Genomic DNA, 19,459 nt, shown 5'->3' with positions numbered 1-19,459 from the left:
GCGCGGGACCAAAAAGAACAGCTTCCGATTGTCCCGGAAAGCTGTTCTTTTTTCTTACCTTTTATAGATGTTGACGAGGACCGGAAGCATCCTGGTGCCGCGAATCATAAAGGAAGAGCAAATCGGGCAGGAAGGCTCCTCCTCAAAGGAGAAATCGTCTCTCATCCAACAACTGCACTCTTCTTTGCTGCACGCCCAAACCGCAGTTTCCTCCTGTTGCAGAGGCTCAATGTCCCGTTTGGAAAAATACATGATGGTTCCTCCTTAGCGTCATAGAGTTGAACAGAAAAGAACTGCCCTGCAGGACAGTTCTTAATGAGGGAGTTCGGTGCAGAGATTTCATATGTGAAGTTACTGGATAGTCCCCGGTCCCCCGTTGCCTTTATTTATAATATGAGATATAAAGTCATTTTATATGCGAAAAATGGAAAGAAAGCCGGACCGGCGTGTCTTATTGTAAACGCTGAAGCAAAAAGCCTAAAGAGCTACTTCTTGATCCAGGAGGTCAGCGTCTCCAGCGGTTCTTTATCGTCGCTGCTCCGGTTATACTGTTCCAGCAGCTTATCCAGCCTGCCCGTCTGATAACCGTAATCGTACATGGCTCCCGCTACAACGGACAATCGGAGCTTGCCTTCCCGATACTCCGAGCCGCGTTCCAACAGCGTGTTCATGAACCGGTCGTTTTCCTCTTCGAACCGGGAGCCGTCGAGACTCTCGGGCTTCAATTTATCGTCGAATTTCAGCAGTACGTGCTCATGATATTTAATCAAACGTTCCAGGTGCTGGTCGAAGGCTTGATCGGTCTCCGGCGTCCGGGCAGCGGGGAAATAGTGCTCTTCCACCGCATCCAAAACTTCCATCCCTTTATGCAGAGTATACAGCATCTGCTTGTAAATGACCAGATTGCGTGTTTGGCTGTATTTTGCGCGCCGCAGCTTCTTCAGTTCTTCCTCAAAAAGCTGGTACTTGTCCGACAGCGATTTCATGGCTTTTTCCAGCTCTTGTTTCTCATCGCGGAACACATTCTCCTTGATTTCATCGGAGATCGCGGTTCTTAAAAGAAGCGACATTTTCGAAAATACGGATTGCATTTGATTCAGGAACTGTTCTCTGGGTTTGGGAGGGAAAAAGATGATATTGATCAGAGACGCCGAGCCGATCCCAATTAAAATGAGCAGGAACCGGTTGAGCGCGAAGTCCCAATGTCCCGAAGCCTCCATGACTGCAACGACGGTAACCAGTGTCAGCCCGATGCTTTCTTCCATTTTCATTTTTAAGCAAATCATGATGACCGCAATGCAGACAAGTCCGATGGCAATCGGTTCGCTGGAGAAGAACATGCCTGCCAGCAGGGCGAGCGCCGCCCCGAGCGTATTGGTTTGAAGCTGCTCCAATAAATGACGCCATGACCGGTAGATGGAGGGCTGCATGGCAAAAATAGCCGCTACCGCAGCAATCACCGGTGGCGTAATGTCAAATAAACCGCTAAGAAATAAAGACAGGGTAACGGCGATACCCGTTTTTAATACTCGAGCGCCAAAGGACACAGAAACCCCTCCAAGCAATGTTCTTCCAGATGTTGTCCATCACTGAAGCACGGGCCACCGAATCCTACTGACGAGGAGGCCATGCTCGTTACGATTATAATCCCATCGACATATCAAGACAAGATTGCCGTCCCTGGTGGGCGTCATCGGCAAGCCGCGGCGTAAAGCTGCAAACGGTCAGCGGAGCCGTTCACTTGTCATCGCCGTATGCGATGCATAGCATGTCCGGGCACAGGGAGCCTCATGCCGGCTTGTCGTGCTTTAGCGGGGAGAACGATCGCCGGTACAAAATATAAAACAAGCTGAGGGTTAAGCAGCTTCCAAAGAGAACGTCGGAAGCGTAATGAGCCCCGATCACGATCCGGCTGTAGGCGGTTAGGAAACCCCATCCAAGAGCGACGGTCAGAGCCGCGGTTCGCCAAAACTTCCGGTGCAGCGGGACGAAGAACATGAGGGATAACGGCACCCATCCATTAGCCGCATGCCCCGATGGAAACGACCGGTGTCCCTCGGCGCCTTGCGGAGCATACCATGCCATGAAGTTCGAATAATCGGGCAGTAAATCCCGGAACCGGATTCTTCCCCAAGACAGCTTAAGCGTATGGACAAGCAGCAGCTCGCCGATGATGAGCGCAAGGGTGATCCAGACGGCTTTCCGATGCTCCAGCAGCTTTTGCTGCGGGATGCGATGGAGCAGCAGTTGAACGGCGGCCATCGCCAGGCCGGCAATGAGCAGGATCATCAAGGATGAGAGAAAGGTAAGCTCTATGTTCATCCACCGATGAGCCGTTAAATAAGCGATTACACAGCCTGTCAGGATGGCGGCCGCCCCGCTGATGGCGGTTACTGCGAACCGGACCGCGGGAGAATACGTTCGCGCTGTACGGCATAAAAAATTCGTCCCTGCAAATAGAATGAGCAGTGCCGGGTGTTCGCCGAACGCCTCGAAAAAATAAGCCCAGCCTGATCGCGGATCGGCAAGCGACCGGGAAATCTCAAGATCGGCAAAAGCGAAGACCGCCGCGAGAAACGCCCAACCTATAAGAAACAAACCTATGTACAGCATCTCTCTAGAGGCCATGGCTCCTCCTTGTTTCCATGATATCTCCCATCCATTGTACATGGACGGCCAGCCGGATGTATAGAGCGGTGAAAGACCCCCTCCAAGCCAATCTTCGAAGATTCTGCTATAATTAGCTCCAACTGTTACGTCTGCAAAGCCGCGGCTGAAGAAGACGTGAATTCCGAACATTCCCATCCGGAATCGTGAAAGGAGCGCACCATGCTGGGACTGGGCTACATCAAGCAGGTATACCAGGCTTGGATCGATTATCCGTGGAAGGAAGGCCTGCTGTTGGCGGACAGGTACGAAATCATTGAATTTCTCGGAGAAGGAAGCTATGGCTTGACTTATTTGTGCCAGGATACGGTCAGGGGCGACAAGGTTGTCGTAAAGCAAGCCAAGCCTAGTAAAGGAAAGCGGAGCAGGCATCTGCTCGAACGGGAGATGGCCATACTGGAACGGCTCCGTCATCCGAACATTCCGGGGTGCCGCGGGTCGTTTTGGCACAACAAGCACTTATGTATGGCTGTCGATTGGGTGGAGGGTCATACGGTGGAGGACCTTCTCTTTGAACAAAATCGCGGATTTTCCGAAAGGGAAAGTCTGGAGTGGATCGTTCGTTTGATGAGTATTGTCCGGTTTGTCCATGCTCAAGGCTATGTTCATCTGGATATCCGGATACCGAATGTGATGATCAGAAACGGCGAGCCCGTTTTGATCGATTTTGGTTTGGCGAGACGCATTGGGGATGTGGACGGATCGGACACGGACATGAATGAACAATCGGGAATACGGAGAACGCCGGAGGTAAAGAGCGACTTGTACGCCGTCGGCCATTTCCTGCTTTTTATGCTGTATTCGTCTTATGAAGAGCGGCCCGGCCAGTTAGAGAAAGACTGGCAGGAGGAGCTCTCCCTTACGTCACATACCAGAAAAATAGTACGGCGGCTGCTGCAAATCGAACCGCCGTATGAAGATGCGTCATCGCTTATACGGGACTTGAAGCAAGCGCTCCGGACGTTATGAACTGGAGCGGTTTTTATTTTTGTAGTATTTATGCCCGTATGGGGAATGACCGTAGCCGGATCGGGACGGCGAAGAGGAATACTTGCGCGAATGACGGTATTTGTCCGAGCTGTTACCATAGCGGTAGCCGCCGTGTTTAGGCTTGCGAAACGAATAAACCATTTTTCTCAGCAAATTTTTGAACATACCGGATCCCTCCCTTGGTTTGGTGGGTACTACGAAGAAGAATCCGGAAGGTTTCGCCCGTAACTCGGAGTAAGGAGAAATGTTGGCGATCTCCTAAGTCTTTTTTTGTCGTTTTTAAGGTTTTTTCTGCGACTAAAGCGCTATTTTAAGACTTTCATGTTTTTTTCATGTTAATTTAATGTTTGTTCTTTACAATATCTTAATATTGATTTCCGCTGTATAAAGAAGCGGGCTGATAGGAGAGTGAGAAACGATGCGTCCCTTGGCATCCAGAGGACAGCCAAAGTCATCACGATTAGCGCAAGCCCGCGCGATCCAAAACAAAGTGATCCTAGTGTCATTGCTTATTGTTCCATTTCTGCTTGTGTTTGGGATGGAACTGATACAGAGGGGTAATGTGCAGGAAACCTGGGATTGGCTCACCGCCAATCCGAAGCTTTTTGCTGTGAATGCTTTGCTTGCCTTTTTCGTGTTTTTACTAATCTATTGTTTGATCGGATCGCTCTTTTTTGCCATGGGATTCAGCACCCTGCTGCTGATGCTGATGTCACTCATCAGTTTTTTTAAGCAGAAGCTGATCGGGGAACCATTTTTTCCGTGGGACATTTTCCTGAAAAAAGAGAGCATGAATATTATTCCCCTGGTCACCAGTAAAGAGGCATTGGTTCGCTTGGTCCTCGTCTTCGGGATTTCGGCCGGTATTTTCCTGCTCAGGATCTGGCTGCCGCGATGGCCGATGAAGCTGTGGGTTCGCATGACACTGGGCCTGATGGCTGTTCTCGCGCTGTATTCCTTCGGTGTGAGGGCGCCTTGGGCGGAGAAGGTCATGGCTCAGGCGGGCGTTAATGAAATCGTTTGGAACCAGCAGCAGAATTACGGGGAAAACGGGATTTCGTTGGCTTTTACCATGAATGTGAAAAATTCGATCGTTCCCAAACCGTCCGGCTACAGCGAGCTCTCCATTGCCAATATGGCGGAAGGCTTAAATGAGTTGGTCGGCGCGTCGAAGGCCTCCGTATCGAATGACAAAAAGCCGAACGTGATCTTCATTATGAATGAAGCGTTTTGGGATCCGACGCTGCTTCCGGGAGTTAAATTCAATAAAGACCCCCTCCCGACGGTTCACCGTCTGCAGAAGAAAACGACGTCGGGGTACCTCTTGTCTCCCCAATTCGGAGGAGGCACCAGCAACGTGGAGTTTGAGGTGCTGACCGGGCAATCGATGAGCAACCTGCCTGCGGGGTCCATACCATACCAGCAGTATATCAGAAAACCGATTCCGAGCCTGGCCAGCTATTTTAAAAACCAGGGCTACCGGAGCGTGGCGATTCATTCCTATGATGGCTGGTTTTGGAATAGGGAAGAAGTATATCAGTATATGGGCTTCGATGATTTCAAAAGCAAAGAAGATTTTGACAATCCGGAATATCGGGGTGCCTTCATCTCCGACGATGAAGTGTCGCGCAGTATAATCGACGAGGTGGAAGCAAACGACAATCCGACGTTTATATACGCCGTAACGATGGAGAATCACGGGCCCTACAATGATAACCGTTACGGAGAGACCGACATTAAAGTTGAAGGGAATCTGACCGAAGAAGCGCGAAACACGCTTCAAACGTACGCGCAGGGAGTGTACAATGCGGACCACAGCCTGAAGATGCTGATCGATCATTTCGAGAAGTCGGATGAGCCGACGGTCATCGTCTTCTACGGGGACCATCTGCCGATGCTGGGTTATGATTATGATGTGTATGTTCAAAGCGGATTTGTGTCTACGGGAAGGTCCGACCAGTGGTCGCTTGAAGAACAGAAACGGATTCACAGTGTGCCGTTTGTGATGTGGTCCAATATGGACCTGCCTAAGGAGCATGTGCCGATTCTGAGCAATTCGTTCTTGAACGCTTATGTCCTTGACCGGCTGCAGATGGAGAAGCCGGCGGCCTGGGCTTACAATTTCGAGCTTTCCCGGAAGGTGCCGGGGCTGCTGCGCGGCTTGGTGGTCGATTCCGGTCAAGTTTTGTACAATTCGCCTCCGTCTTCCGTAGCAAGCGATGTAGAGAAGTACCGCGAGCTGCAGTATGACGAAATGTTCGGCGGGCAGTATCTTGCCAAGTACTTGGATTCCAATGGGTTTACCCGCAGCGATGAACAGCCTGACGGCTTTGACCATGTGAATATTGCAAGTGAAGAGGAAGTCGACGCCGCTCAATGAGCGGCGTTTCTTTGCGGCCGCTTATGAGGCCGGGAACCTCGGAGATGAGTGTTTTATGCGATCACCTGTACCTTTTCTTTGGAAAAACAAATATGCTACAATTTCCTGAAGATGACACATTTCTGATGTTGAAACGGATCATAGTAAATTACATCAGGAGGAGGAAGGGATATGGATCTGCGAAAGCTTCGATTGGACGAACCGGCGCACGGCACTTTCAGCGAGGAACGGGACGAGTATGAACGGGATTATGCCAGGTTAATACAATCTCCGGCCTTTCGCCGATTGCAGGGCAAATCGCAGGTGTTCGGAGCGGGCTCGGGCGATTACTATCGGACGCGGCTCACGCATTCTCTGGAAGTATCGCAAATTGCCCGTGAGACAGCTCGCCGAATGGGCAAGCAGTACCCTTTTCTGGCCCGTAAAGAACATCCGGGGCTGATGCTGGACCCGGCGGTAGTGGAATGCGCCTCGCTTGCGCATGATCTGGGGCATCCGCCGTTCGGCCACAAGGGCGAAGAAGTGCTGAATCAGCTGCTCAATGAAGAATACGGTCTGGAATATGAAGGAAATGCGCAAAATTTCCGTATCCTCATGTTTCTTGAAAAGCGGGCGGGCAGCGACAGCGGACTTGATTTAACCGCCGCCGTACTGCTGGCCATTAATAAATATCCTTTTCGTTTGGAAGACCCCGGTCGGCATAAGGGCGTATATTCGATGGAATGGGACGGGAGAATCGCCGAACTTCGGGACCGGTGGAAAATGCCCGAGGGCTGCTCGACTTTAGAGGCCCAGCTTATGGACTTGTCCGACGATATTGCGTATTCCACCCATGACATTGAGGATGGCATTCGTGCAGGGAAGATCCAGATGAATCGGACCTTCTTTGAGGATGACAGACTTGTGGAGCATCTCATTCAGGAGATCGTCAACGACCAAGGCAATCTGGAGGTCGGTTGGGAGCAGGTGGATATCGGTGCGATGGTCAGACGTGTGCTGGATACTTATCTGGAGCAGTGGGAAACGATTTATGCGGAATGCGGTAAGGAAGCTTCCAGAACCCGCAGAGAGATAAAAGCCCGCTGGGTCAGCACGTTTGCGGGCCGCGTCGGCATTATTGATGATCCTAAGAAGGGCTGGAAGCGGGTCACGTTCGTACGGGACGGACAGCAGGATCTGGAGCTGCTGCGGACGATGGAGATCTTGAAGAAGCTGGCCTGGGTTACATTGATTAAGGATTTTCGCGTACAGCGGCTGCAGAAGCGCAGCGAGATCATGATCCGGCGCCTGTGGGACAGCTTTAAGGTACCCGATCACGGTCGGCTCATCATCCCGGCCGATTGGGTGGCCAGTTACGAGCAGCATAAGGCTCAGTGGTCTTGGCCGCGTTTTGTGGCCGACTACATCTCCGGGATGACGGATGCTTACGCCGAGAAGGTGTATGCCGAGCTGTTCGCCAGCAAATCCGGTTCGATATACGAGATGGACTGATTCGTCGGTCTGCCATAGGGCCTCCAAGGCATATAATGGATCGAGCGATCTAATCGCGAGACAGGGCCAAAGGGGGAACGGGCGTGATTATCATAGCAGGGGGGAGCGTCCCCGTCGACTTGTATGGAATGACTCCACTGGAGCGGGAGATCGCGGAGCAAAAGATTAGGAGCGGGACGCCGTTCCATTACGAATCCATGGAATCGCTGCGCTTCGAGCTTAAGCTGAGAGAGGCCATCGTTGATTCTTCCGTCGCTATGCAGAGGAGCGGTGCCGTTTTCAGATCGTTCAAAAAATCATTTTGCAATGAAGCGTATTGGATTCGTACCGAGAACGGAGCATTTCAGCAAAGACCGTTTGTGAGGCCTGCTGATGCGATAAGGGATATTTATGTAAACGGTCATTTGTACGGTTTTGAGTGCGCAACGGCGGTAATCATCGTTTTATATAAAGCAGTGCTTGAAACGATCGGTACCGCTGCTTTCGATCGGCTGTTTGCCAATTTATATTTGTACTCTTGGCATCATGACAGTGATCTCCGGCTGATTACGGTGTATGGAAAACGGCTGGCATTTCCGGGGGATATCGTGTATTTCAAAAACCCTGATGTGGATCTGGAAATGATCCATTGGCAGGGGGAGAACGCCGTTAAGCTAAACGGCGACCTCTATTTTGGCCACGGAATCGGTATTATGAATGCGGAGGGAATCATCTCCAGATTGAATCGGTATCGGAAGCCGGGAAGCACAGTGTCGGCCTACTTGCTGGATGAGGCGACATACCCGAATTTTTTCTATTTGCAGCAAGCGGCGTCCTTCCGGGATCCCAAGGAGGAGATATCGATGGTGTCGTCAATAGACGATACGGAATGCATTATCGCACGTATCGGTTGCCGAACAGGGATTTATGCCGTCTGATTCTTTCCGGTTGCGAAGAGGTTGTGCGGGCAATGAAAAAAGGAGCGCACCCAGAAGGATGCGGCCTTTTTTGTTGCCTGGGACGTCGGTTCTCGCGCCGCGGTTTCGCAGACTGTCAATAAATAGCAAACCCATGGAACATCCCGAACATGGTTTACCTCCCTCTATTTTCGGGTAATGATAACGTTATGGGGTTCATCTGGGCAAAGAGAGGCGATGAAGGACTGTGCGCTATTCAGGAACTAACCGCTTCAGGGTGTTCGTCCTTGCGGTATGGTGCGTCATGCTGCTCTTGACGATAACAGGCTGTATATCCTCCAACCAGCAGAGCGAGCCGTCTGCCGAGAAGGAGCGTGAGACAGAGCGGCCGACCAAGGATCCGGTTCAAGAACGAATTGAACGGATGACGCAGGATGAGAAGATCGGACAGATGATGATTGTCGGACTGGACGGCTCCGAGATAAGCGAGACAGCCAAAGCGATGATCGGTACGTACCATGTGGGCGGATTTATTTTTTATAAGGACAATATAAAGGACAGCAGGCAACTGATAGAGCTGACCAATTCGTTAAAAGCAGCCAATGCGGCAACGGGTGCACCGCCGCTCTGGCTCAGTGTAGATGAAGAGGGCGGTCGTGTAACCAGGATGCCGCCGGAGCTTGTGAAAGTGCCCGCGGCGGAAAAGATCGGGAAAGCAGACAACCCGGAGCTGGCACAAAACATTGGACAAACGCTCGGTAAGGGGTTGACCGCGCTCGGAATGAATATGAATTTCGCACCGGTGCTCGACGTAAACAGCAACCCGAACAACCCGGTGATCGGGGACAGGTCTTATGACTCCAGGCCCGAACGTGTCGCTGCGATAGGGATTCAGGTGATGAAGGGCTTGCAGAAAAGTCAGGTGATCCCGGTTGTAAAGCATTTTCCGGGCCACGGGGATACAACGGTAGATTCACATATCGGCTTGCCGGTGGTGAATCATGACATGGACCGGCTGAGAGCGCTCGAGCTGAAGCCTTTTGCCGAGGCGGTTCACAGCGGTGCCGAGGCAGTCATGGTAGGGCATATGTTACTGCCAAAGCTGGACAAAGAGGCACCGGCTTCCTTGTCCAGGCCAGTGGTTACGGATTTGCTGCGCAAGGAGCTCGGATTCACAGGAGTAGTGATCACCGATGATCTTACGATGGGCGCGATTATTAAACAATACAATATCGGCCAGGCGGCCGTACGGTCTGTTGACGCAGGAAGCGACGTGCTGCTCGTAGGCCACGGTTTTGACGAGGCCAAGCATGTATATGATGCCGTACAGCAGGCGGTTCGTGATGGTATACTGACAATGGAACAGATTGACCAAAGCGTCGCCCGTATTCTCCGCTTGAAGGAAAAGTACCGGCTGAGCGATGAACAGGCCCCGTTTCCTGACCTGACTCGAATAAATGACGATATGCAAAACGCGGTTAAAGCTATAGCCCCATAGAGGGCGGCCGCCGCTTGCCATTTTTAAGAAAGTTTTAAGCTCAACATAAGGGATTTCCAATCACTTTTGTTTATTATTAGATCTAAATAGACAGAGAAAAAAACCAATCCTCATATGGGGGGCTTTACCATGGCGGTAAATAACAAATGGAATACGGGAGCCCGGGCTTTGGTGCTTTCGGGAGATCTGGGGGACGGCCATCGTCAAGCCGCACGCGCTTTGGCGGAAGCATGCAGTGCGGGAACTGTACCTTGGGTGGAGGCGGAAACGGTCGATTTTTTGCGGCGGATTCATCCCAACCTTCATCCGTTTGTAAGATACGGCTTTCTCAAAGGAGTGGAGAAGGCGCCGGGCGTATACGGATATTTATATAAGAAAACGAGAGCGAGCCAAAGCCTGTCGCTGCCTTTTCGATGCCTTCTGGGGATGGGGCTGCAGCGGCTGGCCGCATTGGTGAACGAAAAGCAGCCGGATGTCATTATATGTACTTTTCCCTTGGCTGCAGCGGCCGTATCGCTGTTGAAGTCAAGAACCGGACTACGGACGCCGCTGGTTACGGTGATCACGGACCATACCGATCACAGCCTGTGGCTGAATCCGCACACGGACCTGTATTTGGTCGGTTCAGAGTCGGTATCCGCAGCCTTGCGGCAGCGGGGCATCCCGGCAACCAGCTTGTGTGTGACCGGCATTCCGGTGCGTTCGTGTTTTTCCGAGGCTTCAGAATCAGACCGGGAGGCTTTGAAGCGGAGATTAGGGTTAAACCCGGAGCTTCCGCTGGTCATGGTTATGGGCGGCGGCTGCGGCTTGCTTAGTGAGGAGACCAGAGCATTGATTCGTTCGTCCGTTTTGCGGCGGCACGTGCAGCTTACCCTTATCTGCGGCAGTAATGATGCGGCCCGTTTTCGGCTGGAAAAGGAGCTGGACAAGAACCCGACGCCGAACATCCGGATTACCGGTTTTGTCGATAATATTCATGAGTGGATGGCAGCGGCCGACTTGCTGGTAACCAAGCCCGGGGGCTTAACGACATCGGAAGCGGCTACCGCGGGATTGCCGATGCTGTTGTACAAGCCCATTCCCGGACAAGAGGAGGACAATGCGTCCGTTCTGGAGAAGGCGGGGATCGCCGTTATCGCTTCAAAGGAACGGAAGCTCCGGGATCAGCTTCTGGAGCTGGTGGAAAACCGCGCAGCTTTATCGGCCATGAGAGCCAAGGCCAGGCAGTTTCGAAGCAACCGGCCGGCGGAACAGGCATGGGATGCGATCATGAAGCTCCAGCCCGCAGATCAGCTGAACAGAGAAACTCGGCAGACGCTTGCTGTCAGGGAGGCGCAAGCCGGCACATAACACAAACAACGCCCCTGTTTCAGGGGCGTTAAATTATGTTTAATGCGTGTGGATTATTCATTTGTCGTTCCTGTGACGGGGCTAAGCGGGTAGAATGTAACACCCTTGCATGAAGGGCATATACAGCTGTAACAGTCGGCCATTTCTTCCAGCGTCTCTCCGCAAGTATCGCAGCATTTCAAAGGCAAACTTTCATAAAACTCGGTTGAACGCATCAGCATGCGAATCATTCCCTTCGTTCATGATACCTCTACTATACTGCAAAAGAACTTGAATTGTAAGCGCTTTTTTAGCGTTCACAAATTCTTCATTATCAACTTCATTGAATAACCGGGCAAAAGGGCATCGAATTTGAAATTCCGAGGCGGCCGTTTCGAGGCATTTTTTTAACATTTATTTCAGAACCGAATGCTCCGCATCTTGAGCGGAAAAAATAAACTCGGACGGGCAGGGCTTCAATGCATATGCTTTACAAAAGTAAGTAAGCCGCTGTAATATATACAATATAAAAAAATAGCAGGAGTGGAGAATCATGAGTCAACTGGAACAAAAACAGGATGCGCTGCAAGTGATGTTTTCCCGTCATTCCGTTCGTAAATATGAAAGAGGCTTCGTCATTCCGGAGGCTGAGCTGAATGAAATTTTTCAGGCGGCAGCGAGCGCTCCGTCCTCTTGGAACTTGCAGCATTGGCGTTTTCTTGTGATTAGCGAGCAAGCGAATAAAGACCGATTGCTTCCGATCGCCTTCGGGCAGCAGCAAGTTTCGGACGCTTCTGTTGTCGTCATAGTGCTTGGGGATCTCCAGGCTAATCTGGCTGCTCCTGTCGTATATGAGAAGGCTTCTCAGGACATTCGTGAGATGATGGTGAAGCAAATTGAAGGGGCTTATGCCAATAATCCGGTTGTCGCACGGGATGAAGCGATCCGCAACGCTTCACTGGCTGCCATGCAGCTGATGCTGGCCGCCAAAGCCAAAGGTTATGACAGTGTACCCATGGGTGGGTACAACCAGGCGGCTCTGATTCAGGAGTTTAACATTCCGGAGCGTTATGTGCCCGTGATGATGATTCCGATCGGTAAAGCCGCCAGCCCGGCGCGTCCTACAGAGCGACTGCCGCTCGATAGTTTGGTTATCCGGGAAAGCTTCTAAGCAATCCGTTCCATCTACTTAAGGCTCCCGCTTTCCAGGCAAGCTGCCGCGGAGGCGGGGCTTATTCTTTTTATGGACTGTACCAGCATTCATACTGTTCCCTAAGGTTGGCGCGAGTGACCTTCTTACGGTGCAGGGTCAAGCTGGGAGCTTGATGGTTCAGTTCTGCAATCTGTTTGTTCGTGTCAGCAAGCAGAGCATCAATCTCAGGATCGCCGGGGCTTTTCTTCATCAGCTCCATTACGGCTTCCATATTAGCGCGAATTTCCTTGAGCAGCACAAGCCAAGGAGGCTGAACGTTAGCTTGCCGCAAGATCGACGACAGAATATCTCCCGTAGGGACCTCAAGCGGCTTGCCTATTCCCGGCAAACGCTCAAGACCTCCGCTGCGGACGAATTCCTCGTAAGCATCATCCACTCTCCGCTGTATTTCCGCTTGCGCGACGGCAATCACATCCCGGTCCTCCAAAGTTTCTTTAGGCAAGGGAATGATCGGCCGTTCATGATCCTCCCTGTTCCTGTTAGAAACGTTATGGTTTTCAGGCTGTTTTTTGTACAACTGCCAACACCCCTTCTGCAGAATCCATCAGGTATCAGCGTAGCGGAAACAAAGATCAGGGTCAAGAGAGATTGGGGATAAGAGGCATTGGCCGTTTTCCGAAGCGCATGGATAATAAGCTCATGAAGGAAAAGCCGTAAAGCGTTCATGTCCATTGGTGAGAAGCGGCCCGGTTTGCTATAATTAAAAAAACTCGCTTATGCAAGCGATCGTTCCTAACAGGAGGTAGACACTATGCAATATTATCGAATAACCGATATTGAAGATCCTTATTTCCGCCAAATGCATCAACTGATGCAAAATGTGTTTCCGCCGGAAGAGGTTCTCGAATATGAGCTTTGGGCAGAACCGCTCCGCGACCCCGGTATCCGGGTATTTGTCGCCATTCAGGATGGAGAGGTTGTGGGCGCTACGGAGTACCGCTATTACAAGGATCTTCAAGTGGCCATGACGGATTTCACCATCATCGGCAAGGAAGGGCTTGGCGTCGGGCCTTTCTTGGCCAACCGCCGTATGGAGGATTTGCGTGCAGTGGTTTCGGAATCCGGAGGAACCCTTCTGGGGATGTTCGCCGAAATTTACAATCCTTATTTGTCCGACCGGCTGGAATTCGGAGGAGTCAAAGCCATGAATCCGTTCGTGCGCCGCGAAGTGCTTGCCCATCTCGGTTACCGGAAGCTGGATTTTGACTACATACACCCTTCCTGGCACAATGACGGTGAAGCCGTTCACGGACTCGACCTTTGTTTTATGCCGATCGCGGATGAAAAGATAGAGGCTGTACCGGCATCTCTGGTATCCAGTTTTCTGGAGAAATATTATGCCGTCCTGCCTCAAAAGCCGGATGCCTGGTACGAGATGGTGCAGCGGCTGAAGCAGCGTGAGACGGTTCGGCTGCTGCCGATTTAAATAAGATTAAACGTGAAATAGCGGACTCAGAGGCGAGTCCGCTATTTCATATGAGGCAGATTATTCTTCATCGTTCTTTAAGGCCAGTTCCAGTTCATCCAATGTTTTTTCCAGACCGTAGTTAAGAAGCAGTGTTTTGAAGCCCTTGTTCCGATGCTCCGCGAGCGCGTCCAATCGTTTTTTCAGATCCTTGCGGATATAGACGCGGTACTGTTCGTGGGTTTCATTACGTTCCTTTTTCTTCAGTGTGCCTTCCAGCACCTGAAGCAATGCGCTGCGGGTCCCCATTGGCGATTCCGCCGGTTTTGCAGCGGGAATGTCCTCCGTAATAACGACTGGTGAGGCGATTCCTGGCTCTTGCTCCGCTTCGCCGTCGTTAGCAACAGCCGATTTGGCGCGCTTGCGCAGCTTAGCGACGGATTCTTTCACCTCCAAGGCGGGCTTGGTCTCGCCCGCCTTGGGCGCTTCCGTTTCTGGAGCAGCCGTTTTGCGGCGGGATCGCTTTGTCGGGGAGAGTCCCTTCCGGTCTGAAGCGGGTATTTCCTGCATCATCACTGCCGTTTCCGTCGTAACCATGCCTTCGAGCTGCTTTTCTTGTGGCGGCATTTCAAATACCTCCTTGATCAACTCAGAATAGGCGGTGCATTTCTATATTGTAACACAGGTATGACGTATAAACATAGGGCAGGAGTAATCTATTATATAGCCTAAGATACGCGAGACTGATCAAACCAACCGATAAAGCCGAGACCATAAACGGAACCGACAGCCATGAGTACCGTCCACACCAGCAGACTGACCGTCATCCATGACATCACCCAGCGGCGCGAGGAGCCAAAAGAAAGCGCCAGTAAGGTGGCGATGTCGGTGCCGACAAGAGCCGGGGCCAGCAAGGCGAGGCCGGGAACCCCGTATTTTTCCCATATTTGTCTGGCGCGGCGGTACTTTTTCGGACTGCCGGCCAGATCCGACGAGGCGGCTTCGCCCGAGCCTTCTTCAATTGCAGTGCTTCCGCCGCCCGAAGCTTCTGCGGCCATTTGCCGCTTTAATGCTTTACGGGCTTTGACGCGCGCTCTCCATGCCGTAAACTCACGGAAAAACAAGGCCAGCAGCAAAAGCGGGATCCAGTTGCCGACAAATGCGACAATCGATACTCCGAACGGATTCAAGCCCCAGGCGACCCCAAGCGGCACGACTACAAATACATCAAGCCATGGTGCGGCGGCCATCAGAAACACGACGACATATTGCCACGCCGCTCCCCAATCGTTTTGCATCATATCCATCCTTAGTTAATCATCCTTTCTAATGCGGTTTACTCATTACTTTCTGTGCCATTTGCGCAGCTCCCGCCAATAAAGCATCGGTGTCATTCATTGATGATCCCTCCCTTTCTGTTCGTTAACCACGTTATCCTCCAAATAAAACACTTCTTCCACGGGCATTCCAAAGGCGGCGGCAATTTTCAGCGCCAGCACGACAGACGGGGCGTAATCTCCCTTTTCGATCATACCGATCGTTTGACGGGTTGCCCCGACCTTGCGCCCCAGATCCTCCTGGGACCAATCGAAACGTGCCCGCAGCTCTTTGACTCTGGTTCGCAGCATAGCATTCTTCCTTTCGAGTCATCCCTCATATCATTGTTAATTTCACATCACATATTGTAATGTATACTTAACATTTCGACAAGCATATTTAACAATGTTTTGATATTGGAGTTTCCCTTGACTTCAATTTTCGGTATAGTGTCTGTAGGAAGAAATGAGAGAGCGAGGCGAGCAGGAAATGGATCGGCAGCCGCTGATATCCGTGATTATACCGACCTATAACCGGCCGGACTTTTTGTGCGAGCTGATGGAGTCGCTGTGGCGGCAGACATACCGGCAGCTGCAGATTATTATTGTCAATGACTGCGGAGAATCGGTTGATTTTGTAAAAGACCTGTATCCGGAGCTGGATATTACGATTGTCCATTTGGAAAGCAATCAAAAGCATGTGCATGCGCGCAACAAAGGGCTCGAATTCGTACGCGGCGAGTATATTATGCTGTGCGACGACGACGACCTGCTGCTGCCGGGCCATGTGGAACGGATGCTCCAGGAGCTTGAAGACAGCGACTTGGTTTATTCCGATGTTGAAATTTTCGATTACGTGGTGGACGAAGCGGGTGTGCGCTGGCCGACGAACCGGTTAGTATTCGCCTATGAGTATGATGCCGCCGGGATGCGCCGGTTTTCGACCTTCTTTTCGTCCGGCTGTCTCTATCGGAAAACGCTGCAGGACCGTTTGGGTTTATTCGATCCGGAGATGTATCATTATTGGGATTGGGATTTTTATTTGCGGACGGCGGAGCATTATCGGGTCAAAAGGGTGCCGGTGGCCAGCGCGTTGTATGCTTTTGCACAAAGCGGCGGCAGCAATATGTCAGGGGATTTGGAGGATATGCGCCCGTTTTTGGACAAGCTGTCGGCCAAGCACGGACTGGGAGAACTGCCGACCAAAAACTTTTTTCTGCTGTTGGAGGAGCCGGAGATGAAGGCGCGAAAGGCAGCTACGGAAATACTGTGGGACGGGAAGCCGATCGTGTCCAGGCGGGCCGGCTGGCAAAAGGAGGCATAACTACTTATGCTGGGGATGAATGACAGAAAGGAGCCTGTGTTTTCCGCCACTATGGAGGAAGCGCGGGAACTGCTGCGCAAGTACTATGGGTATCCCGATTTTCGCGAGGGTCAGAAAAAAGTGATTGCCAGCATCCTGAATGGAAACGATACGCTGGGCATCATGCCGACAGGTGGAGGAAAATCGATCTGCTATCAGATACCGGCGATGCTCATGAGCGGAACGACGATCGTTATATCGCCGCTGATCTCTTTGATGAAGGATCAGGTGGACGGTCTGGACAGCATTGGCGTACCGGCGGCGTACATCAACAGCTCGCTTTCTTATGCGCAGGTGGAGCTTCGCATACGTAAAGCCGAGCGGGGGGAATACAAGCTGCTCTACGTAGCGCCGGAGCGTCTGGAGTCGGAACGGTTTCTTGAGCTGCTGTCGAACTTGGTGGTGCCGATGGTGGCTGTCGATGAAGCGCACTGCGTATCGCAGTGGGGACACGATTTCCGGCCGACCTACATGCGGATTAACCAGCTTGTGGCGCACTTGCCCGAGAGGCCGCTGCTTGGGGCTTTCACGGCGACGGCGACCGACCAGGTTCGCGAGGATATCGTCCGGCACTTGAAGCTGCGGGAGCCGCAAGTGTTCGTCACCGGGTTTGCGCGGGAAAACTTGTCGTTCTCCGTCGTAAAGGGCGAGAACAAGCGGGATGTGCTGATGAGATATATCCGCGAACACGCCGAGGAAGCGGGCATTGTCTACGCAGCTACGCGCAAGGAGGTTGACCAGCTGTGTGAATTTTTGCGCCGTCAGGGCGTGGCGGCAGGCAGATATCATGCCGGTATGACGGACAAGGAGAGGGCGGAAGCCCAGGAGCAGTTCCTTTACGACGAGGTGCGTGTGATGGTGGCCAGCAACGCATTCGGTATGGGTATAGACAAATCGAATGTGCGCTACGTCATCCACTTCAACATGCCGAAAAACATGGAGGCTTATTATCAGGAAGCCGGTCGGGCGGGCCGTGACGGCGAGCCGAGCGATTGTCTGCTGCTGTTCAGCCCTCAGGATATTCATATCCAGAAGTTTTTGATCGAGCAATCTGTCGGCGATCCCGAGCGGCAGTCCCAGGAATATCGCAAACTTCAGCAGATGGCGGACTACTGCCATACCCCGCAATGTTTGCAGCGGTACATCGTTCGCTATTTCGGCGGCGACACGGCGGAGGATTGCGGGCAATGCAGCAACTGCGTCAGCCCGGATCTGGAGCTGACCGATATTACGCTGGAGGCGCAGCAAATTTTTTCCTGTGTGCGGCGCATGCGTGAACGGTTCGGCATGACGCTGGTCGCGTCGGTGCTGAAGGGATCGAGGAACAAGAAGGTGCTGGAGCTTGGATTCGATAGCCTGAGCACGTATGGCTTGATGAAAAGCCGGACGGAGAAGGATATCATTGATCTGATCCAGCTGCTGATCGCAGAAGGCTACCTGCAGCTGACCGAGGGCAAGTATCCGGTGCTGAAGCTGACGGCGAAAGCGTCTGGCGTACTTGCGGGGGCGGACCGGGTTGTGCAGCGGGTGAGGAAAAAATCTGCGGCGCCGGCGGTCAAGGACGTGGAGACGGAGCTGTTCGACGAATTGCGGCAGCTGCGTATGGAGATTGCAAAGCGGGAAGGGATTCCGCCTTATATTGTGTTCCCGGACAGCACGCTGCGCGAAATGTGCGGGGTGAAGCCTACCAACCCGGCGGCGATGCTGAAGATCAAGGGTGTCGGGGAAGCGAAATTTTTCAAATACGGAGCTTATTTTATCGAATTTTTCAAGCGGCGGCAGGAGCAGCCGCAGTGAGAAGGTATGATGGGATGAGTTTGGACGGGAGAAAGGAGGCCCAGCGTGGCGAAATCGAAGTTTTATGTGGTTTGGGAAGGGCGCCGGCCCGGCATATACAAGACGTGGGCCGAATGCCAGGCACAAACGAACGGATATCCGCAGGCAAAGTTTAAAGCTTATGAAAGCGAGTCGGATGCAAAAAAGGCGTTTGAGGCCGGATGGAAAAAAGCGTTTGGCGCTGCAGCCCGGGCTCAAGCGAACGGGGCGGCCAAGAGCGGGGCGGCCAAGAGCGCCGATGGACAAGCGGCGGCGGGAGAGCTGCCGACCGAGATCGAACTGGACAGCCTTTCCGTGGACGTTGGCTGCAGCGGCAATCCCGGTATTGTCGAATACAAAGGCGTTTATACGCGGACAGGCGAAGTGCTGTTCCAGCATCCGCCGATCTCTAAGGGGACGAATAACATGGGGGAATTCCTTGCGATCGTGCACGGACTGGCTTACCTCAAGAAACAAGGAAGCGCCATGACCATCTACAGCGATTCGATGACCGCCATCAGCTGGGTGCGGAAGAAAGCCGTCGCCTCTACATTGGTGCGGGACGCATCCACCAAGGAAATCTGGACGCTGGTCGATCGTGCGGAAGCGTGGCTGAAGCACAACAGCTACCCGAATAAAATCGTAAAGTGGAACACGAAGGCGTGGGGCGAGATCAAAGCCGATTACGGGAGAAAATAAGTACCTGAAACCGCCAAGAGCGCCTGCTCCTGCAAAAGGAATGGGCGCTCTTGTTTTCGTGCTATTTATCTTGCCGATCAATGTGCAAGCGCGGTTTTCTTTTATACGTCGTATCCTTGTACACTTCTTCCTCCTGGCTTTCGAGCGGCAGGCTCACCAGTTCCCATTCCGTTTGCCCCATGGCCGGATCATACGGAAATTCGTCCCCGCGTTTAAGCGTCTCTTCGCGTCCCCATTCATTTTCGTAAATCCCGTCGGTTTCGACTTCCTCGCTGGATACCGGATTCATCCTCTTGTCTTCTGCCATGTTTGCCAAAATCCTCCCTTGTGTTCGTTTCGCACCTTAGTATGCCCGCAGAATCCCGTTATCATGAAAATTTTCCATTGCCGTTCAACC

Annotated in this window: 21 protein-coding genes; 11 read left to right on the top strand and 10 right to left on the bottom strand. The window is 52.2% G+C overall.

What is annotated here, in order from left to right:
• Positions 1-54 precede the first annotated feature (54 nt).
• The 3 genes from NR121_RS11615 to NR121_RS11605 all read right to left on the bottom strand — a co-directional run bounded on the left by NR121_RS11615 (position 55) and on the right by NR121_RS11605 (position 2,628).
• Positions 55-252, bottom strand: a complete 198-nt coding sequence (locus tag NR121_RS11615) for a cold-shock protein (protein ID WP_062409993.1) — start codon at positions 250-252, stop codon at positions 55-57.
• 233 nt (positions 253-485) lie between these two features.
• Positions 486-1,547, bottom strand: a complete 1,062-nt coding sequence (locus tag NR121_RS11610) for an FUSC family protein (protein ID WP_054818322.1) — start codon at positions 1,545-1,547, stop codon at positions 486-488.
• 241 nt (positions 1,548-1,788) lie between these two features.
• A complete protein-coding gene (locus NR121_RS11605) occupies positions 1,789-2,628 on the bottom strand; it encodes a phosphatase PAP2 family protein (protein ID WP_160327396.1) in 840 nt (279 codons plus the stop codon).
• 201 nt (positions 2,629-2,829) lie between these two features.
• Between NR121_RS11605 and NR121_RS11600 the strand changes: the two genes are divergently transcribed.
• A complete protein-coding gene (locus NR121_RS11600; RefSeq protein WP_074727672.1) occupies positions 2,830-3,636 on the top strand; it encodes a serine/threonine protein kinase in 807 nt (268 codons plus the stop codon).
• Here NR121_RS11600 and NR121_RS11595 read toward each other — a convergent pair.
• Complete coding sequence (locus NR121_RS11595) at positions 3,631-3,822, bottom strand: hypothetical protein (RefSeq protein ID WP_062409990.1); 192 nt, start codon at positions 3,820-3,822, stop codon at positions 3,631-3,633. The genes NR121_RS11600 and NR121_RS11595 overlap by 6 nt on opposite strands.
• Before the next feature lie 253 nt (positions 3,823-4,075).
• Between NR121_RS11595 and NR121_RS11590 the strand changes: the two genes are divergently transcribed.
• The 5 genes from NR121_RS11590 to NR121_RS11570 all read left to right on the top strand — a co-directional run bounded on the left by NR121_RS11590 (position 4,076) and on the right by NR121_RS11570 (position 11,272).
• Positions 4,076-6,037: an LTA synthase family protein gene (locus tag NR121_RS11590; RefSeq protein WP_082660888.1), complete on the top strand. Its 1,962-nt coding sequence runs from the start codon at positions 4,076-4,078 to the stop codon at positions 6,035-6,037.
• Positions 6,038-6,208: 171 nt separating this feature from the next.
• Positions 6,209-7,528: a deoxyguanosinetriphosphate triphosphohydrolase family protein gene (locus NR121_RS11585; protein ID WP_062409989.1), complete on the top strand. Its 1,320-nt coding sequence runs from the start codon at positions 6,209-6,211 to the stop codon at positions 7,526-7,528.
• 83 nt (positions 7,529-7,611) lie between these two features.
• On the top strand, positions 7,612-8,445 hold the full coding sequence (locus NR121_RS11580; protein WP_256831220.1) for a protein-glutamine gamma-glutamyltransferase: 834 nt from the start codon (positions 7,612-7,614) through the stop codon (positions 8,443-8,445).
• A gap of 226 nt (positions 8,446-8,671) precedes the next feature.
• Positions 8,672-9,922, top strand: coding sequence for a beta-N-acetylhexosaminidase (nagZ, locus tag NR121_RS11575; protein ID WP_235594174.1), 1,251 nt, complete (start codon positions 8,672-8,674; stop codon positions 9,920-9,922).
• Between the two features lie 129 nt (positions 9,923-10,051).
• Positions 10,052-11,272 (top strand): MGDG synthase family glycosyltransferase, encoded by a 1,221-nt coding sequence (locus tag NR121_RS11570; protein ID WP_062409987.1) that lies wholly within the window; start codon positions 10,052-10,054, stop codon positions 11,270-11,272.
• A 53-nt stretch (positions 11,273-11,325) separates the two neighbouring features.
• Here the strand turns inward: NR121_RS11570 and yhfH are convergent, their stop codons facing one another.
• Positions 11,326-11,487: a protein YhfH gene (gene yhfH, locus NR121_RS11565; protein WP_235594366.1), complete on the bottom strand. Its 162-nt coding sequence runs from the start codon at positions 11,485-11,487 to the stop codon at positions 11,326-11,328.
• Between the two features lie 317 nt (positions 11,488-11,804).
• Here yhfH and NR121_RS11560 point away from each other — a divergent pair, with 317 nt between their 5' ends.
• Entirely contained in the window at positions 11,805-12,422 is a 618-nt protein-coding gene (locus tag NR121_RS11560) for a nitroreductase family protein (RefSeq protein WP_062409985.1), read from the top strand.
• A 70-nt stretch (positions 12,423-12,492) separates the two neighbouring features.
• On the opposite strand, the gene NR121_RS11555 is transcribed toward NR121_RS11560, so the two are convergent.
• Positions 12,493-12,981, bottom strand: coding sequence for a DnaJ family domain-containing protein (locus NR121_RS11555; RefSeq protein WP_256831218.1), 489 nt, complete (start codon positions 12,979-12,981; stop codon positions 12,493-12,495).
• Between the two features lie 234 nt (positions 12,982-13,215).
• Between NR121_RS11555 and NR121_RS11550 the strand changes: the two genes are divergently transcribed.
• Positions 13,216-13,890 carry a hypothetical protein gene (locus NR121_RS11550; RefSeq protein WP_062409983.1) on the top strand — a complete coding sequence of 225 codons (675 nt, stop codon included), beginning with the start codon at positions 13,216-13,218 and terminating at the stop codon, positions 13,888-13,890.
• 60 nt (positions 13,891-13,950) lie between these two features.
• On the opposite strand, the gene NR121_RS11545 is transcribed toward NR121_RS11550, so the two are convergent.
• From NR121_RS11545 to NR121_RS11535, 3 genes are all read right to left on the bottom strand, one after another.
• Positions 13,951-14,496, bottom strand: coding sequence for a hypothetical protein (locus tag NR121_RS11545; protein WP_137670962.1), 546 nt, complete (start codon positions 14,494-14,496; stop codon positions 13,951-13,953).
• A 101-nt stretch (positions 14,497-14,597) separates the two neighbouring features.
• Complete coding sequence (locus NR121_RS11540) at positions 14,598-15,176, bottom strand: small multi-drug export protein (protein WP_062409981.1); 579 nt, start codon at positions 15,174-15,176, stop codon at positions 14,598-14,600.
• Between the two features lie 87 nt (positions 15,177-15,263).
• Positions 15,264-15,497 carry a helix-turn-helix transcriptional regulator gene (locus NR121_RS11535; RefSeq protein ID WP_054820347.1) on the bottom strand — a complete coding sequence of 78 codons (234 nt, stop codon included), beginning with the start codon at positions 15,495-15,497 and terminating at the stop codon, positions 15,264-15,266.
• Positions 15,498-15,651: 154 nt separating this feature from the next.
• Here NR121_RS11535 and NR121_RS11530 point away from each other — a divergent pair, with 154 nt between their 5' ends.
• The 3 genes from NR121_RS11530 to rnhA are packed head-to-tail and all read left to right on the top strand — an operon-like array spanning position 15,652 to position 19,062.
• On the top strand, positions 15,652-16,509 hold the full coding sequence (locus NR121_RS11530; protein ID WP_256831216.1) for a glycosyltransferase family 2 protein: 858 nt from the start codon (positions 15,652-15,654) through the stop codon (positions 16,507-16,509).
• 15 nt (positions 16,510-16,524) lie between these two features.
• Positions 16,525-18,345, top strand: a complete 1,821-nt coding sequence (gene recQ, locus NR121_RS11525) for a DNA helicase RecQ (RefSeq protein ID WP_483874590.1) — start codon at positions 16,525-16,527, stop codon at positions 18,343-18,345.
• A 45-nt stretch (positions 18,346-18,390) separates the two neighbouring features.
• Entirely contained in the window at positions 18,391-19,062 is a 672-nt protein-coding gene (gene rnhA / locus NR121_RS11520) for a ribonuclease H (protein WP_074727662.1), read from the top strand.
• A 61-nt stretch (positions 19,063-19,123) separates the two neighbouring features.
• Here rnhA and NR121_RS11515 read toward each other — a convergent pair whose 3' ends face one another.
• Positions 19,124-19,369 (bottom strand): hypothetical protein, encoded by a 246-nt coding sequence (locus NR121_RS11515; protein WP_054820332.1) that lies wholly within the window; start codon positions 19,367-19,369, stop codon positions 19,124-19,126.
• Positions 19,370-19,459 lie beyond the last annotated feature (90 nt).

Source organism: Paenibacillus sp. Pae15 (assembly GCF_024519685.1).
GTDB lineage: Bacteria > Bacillota > Bacilli > Paenibacillales > NBRC-103111 > Paenibacillus_G > Paenibacillus_G naphthalenovorans.
This window is presented reverse-complemented; position numbering and strand designations above follow the sequence as displayed.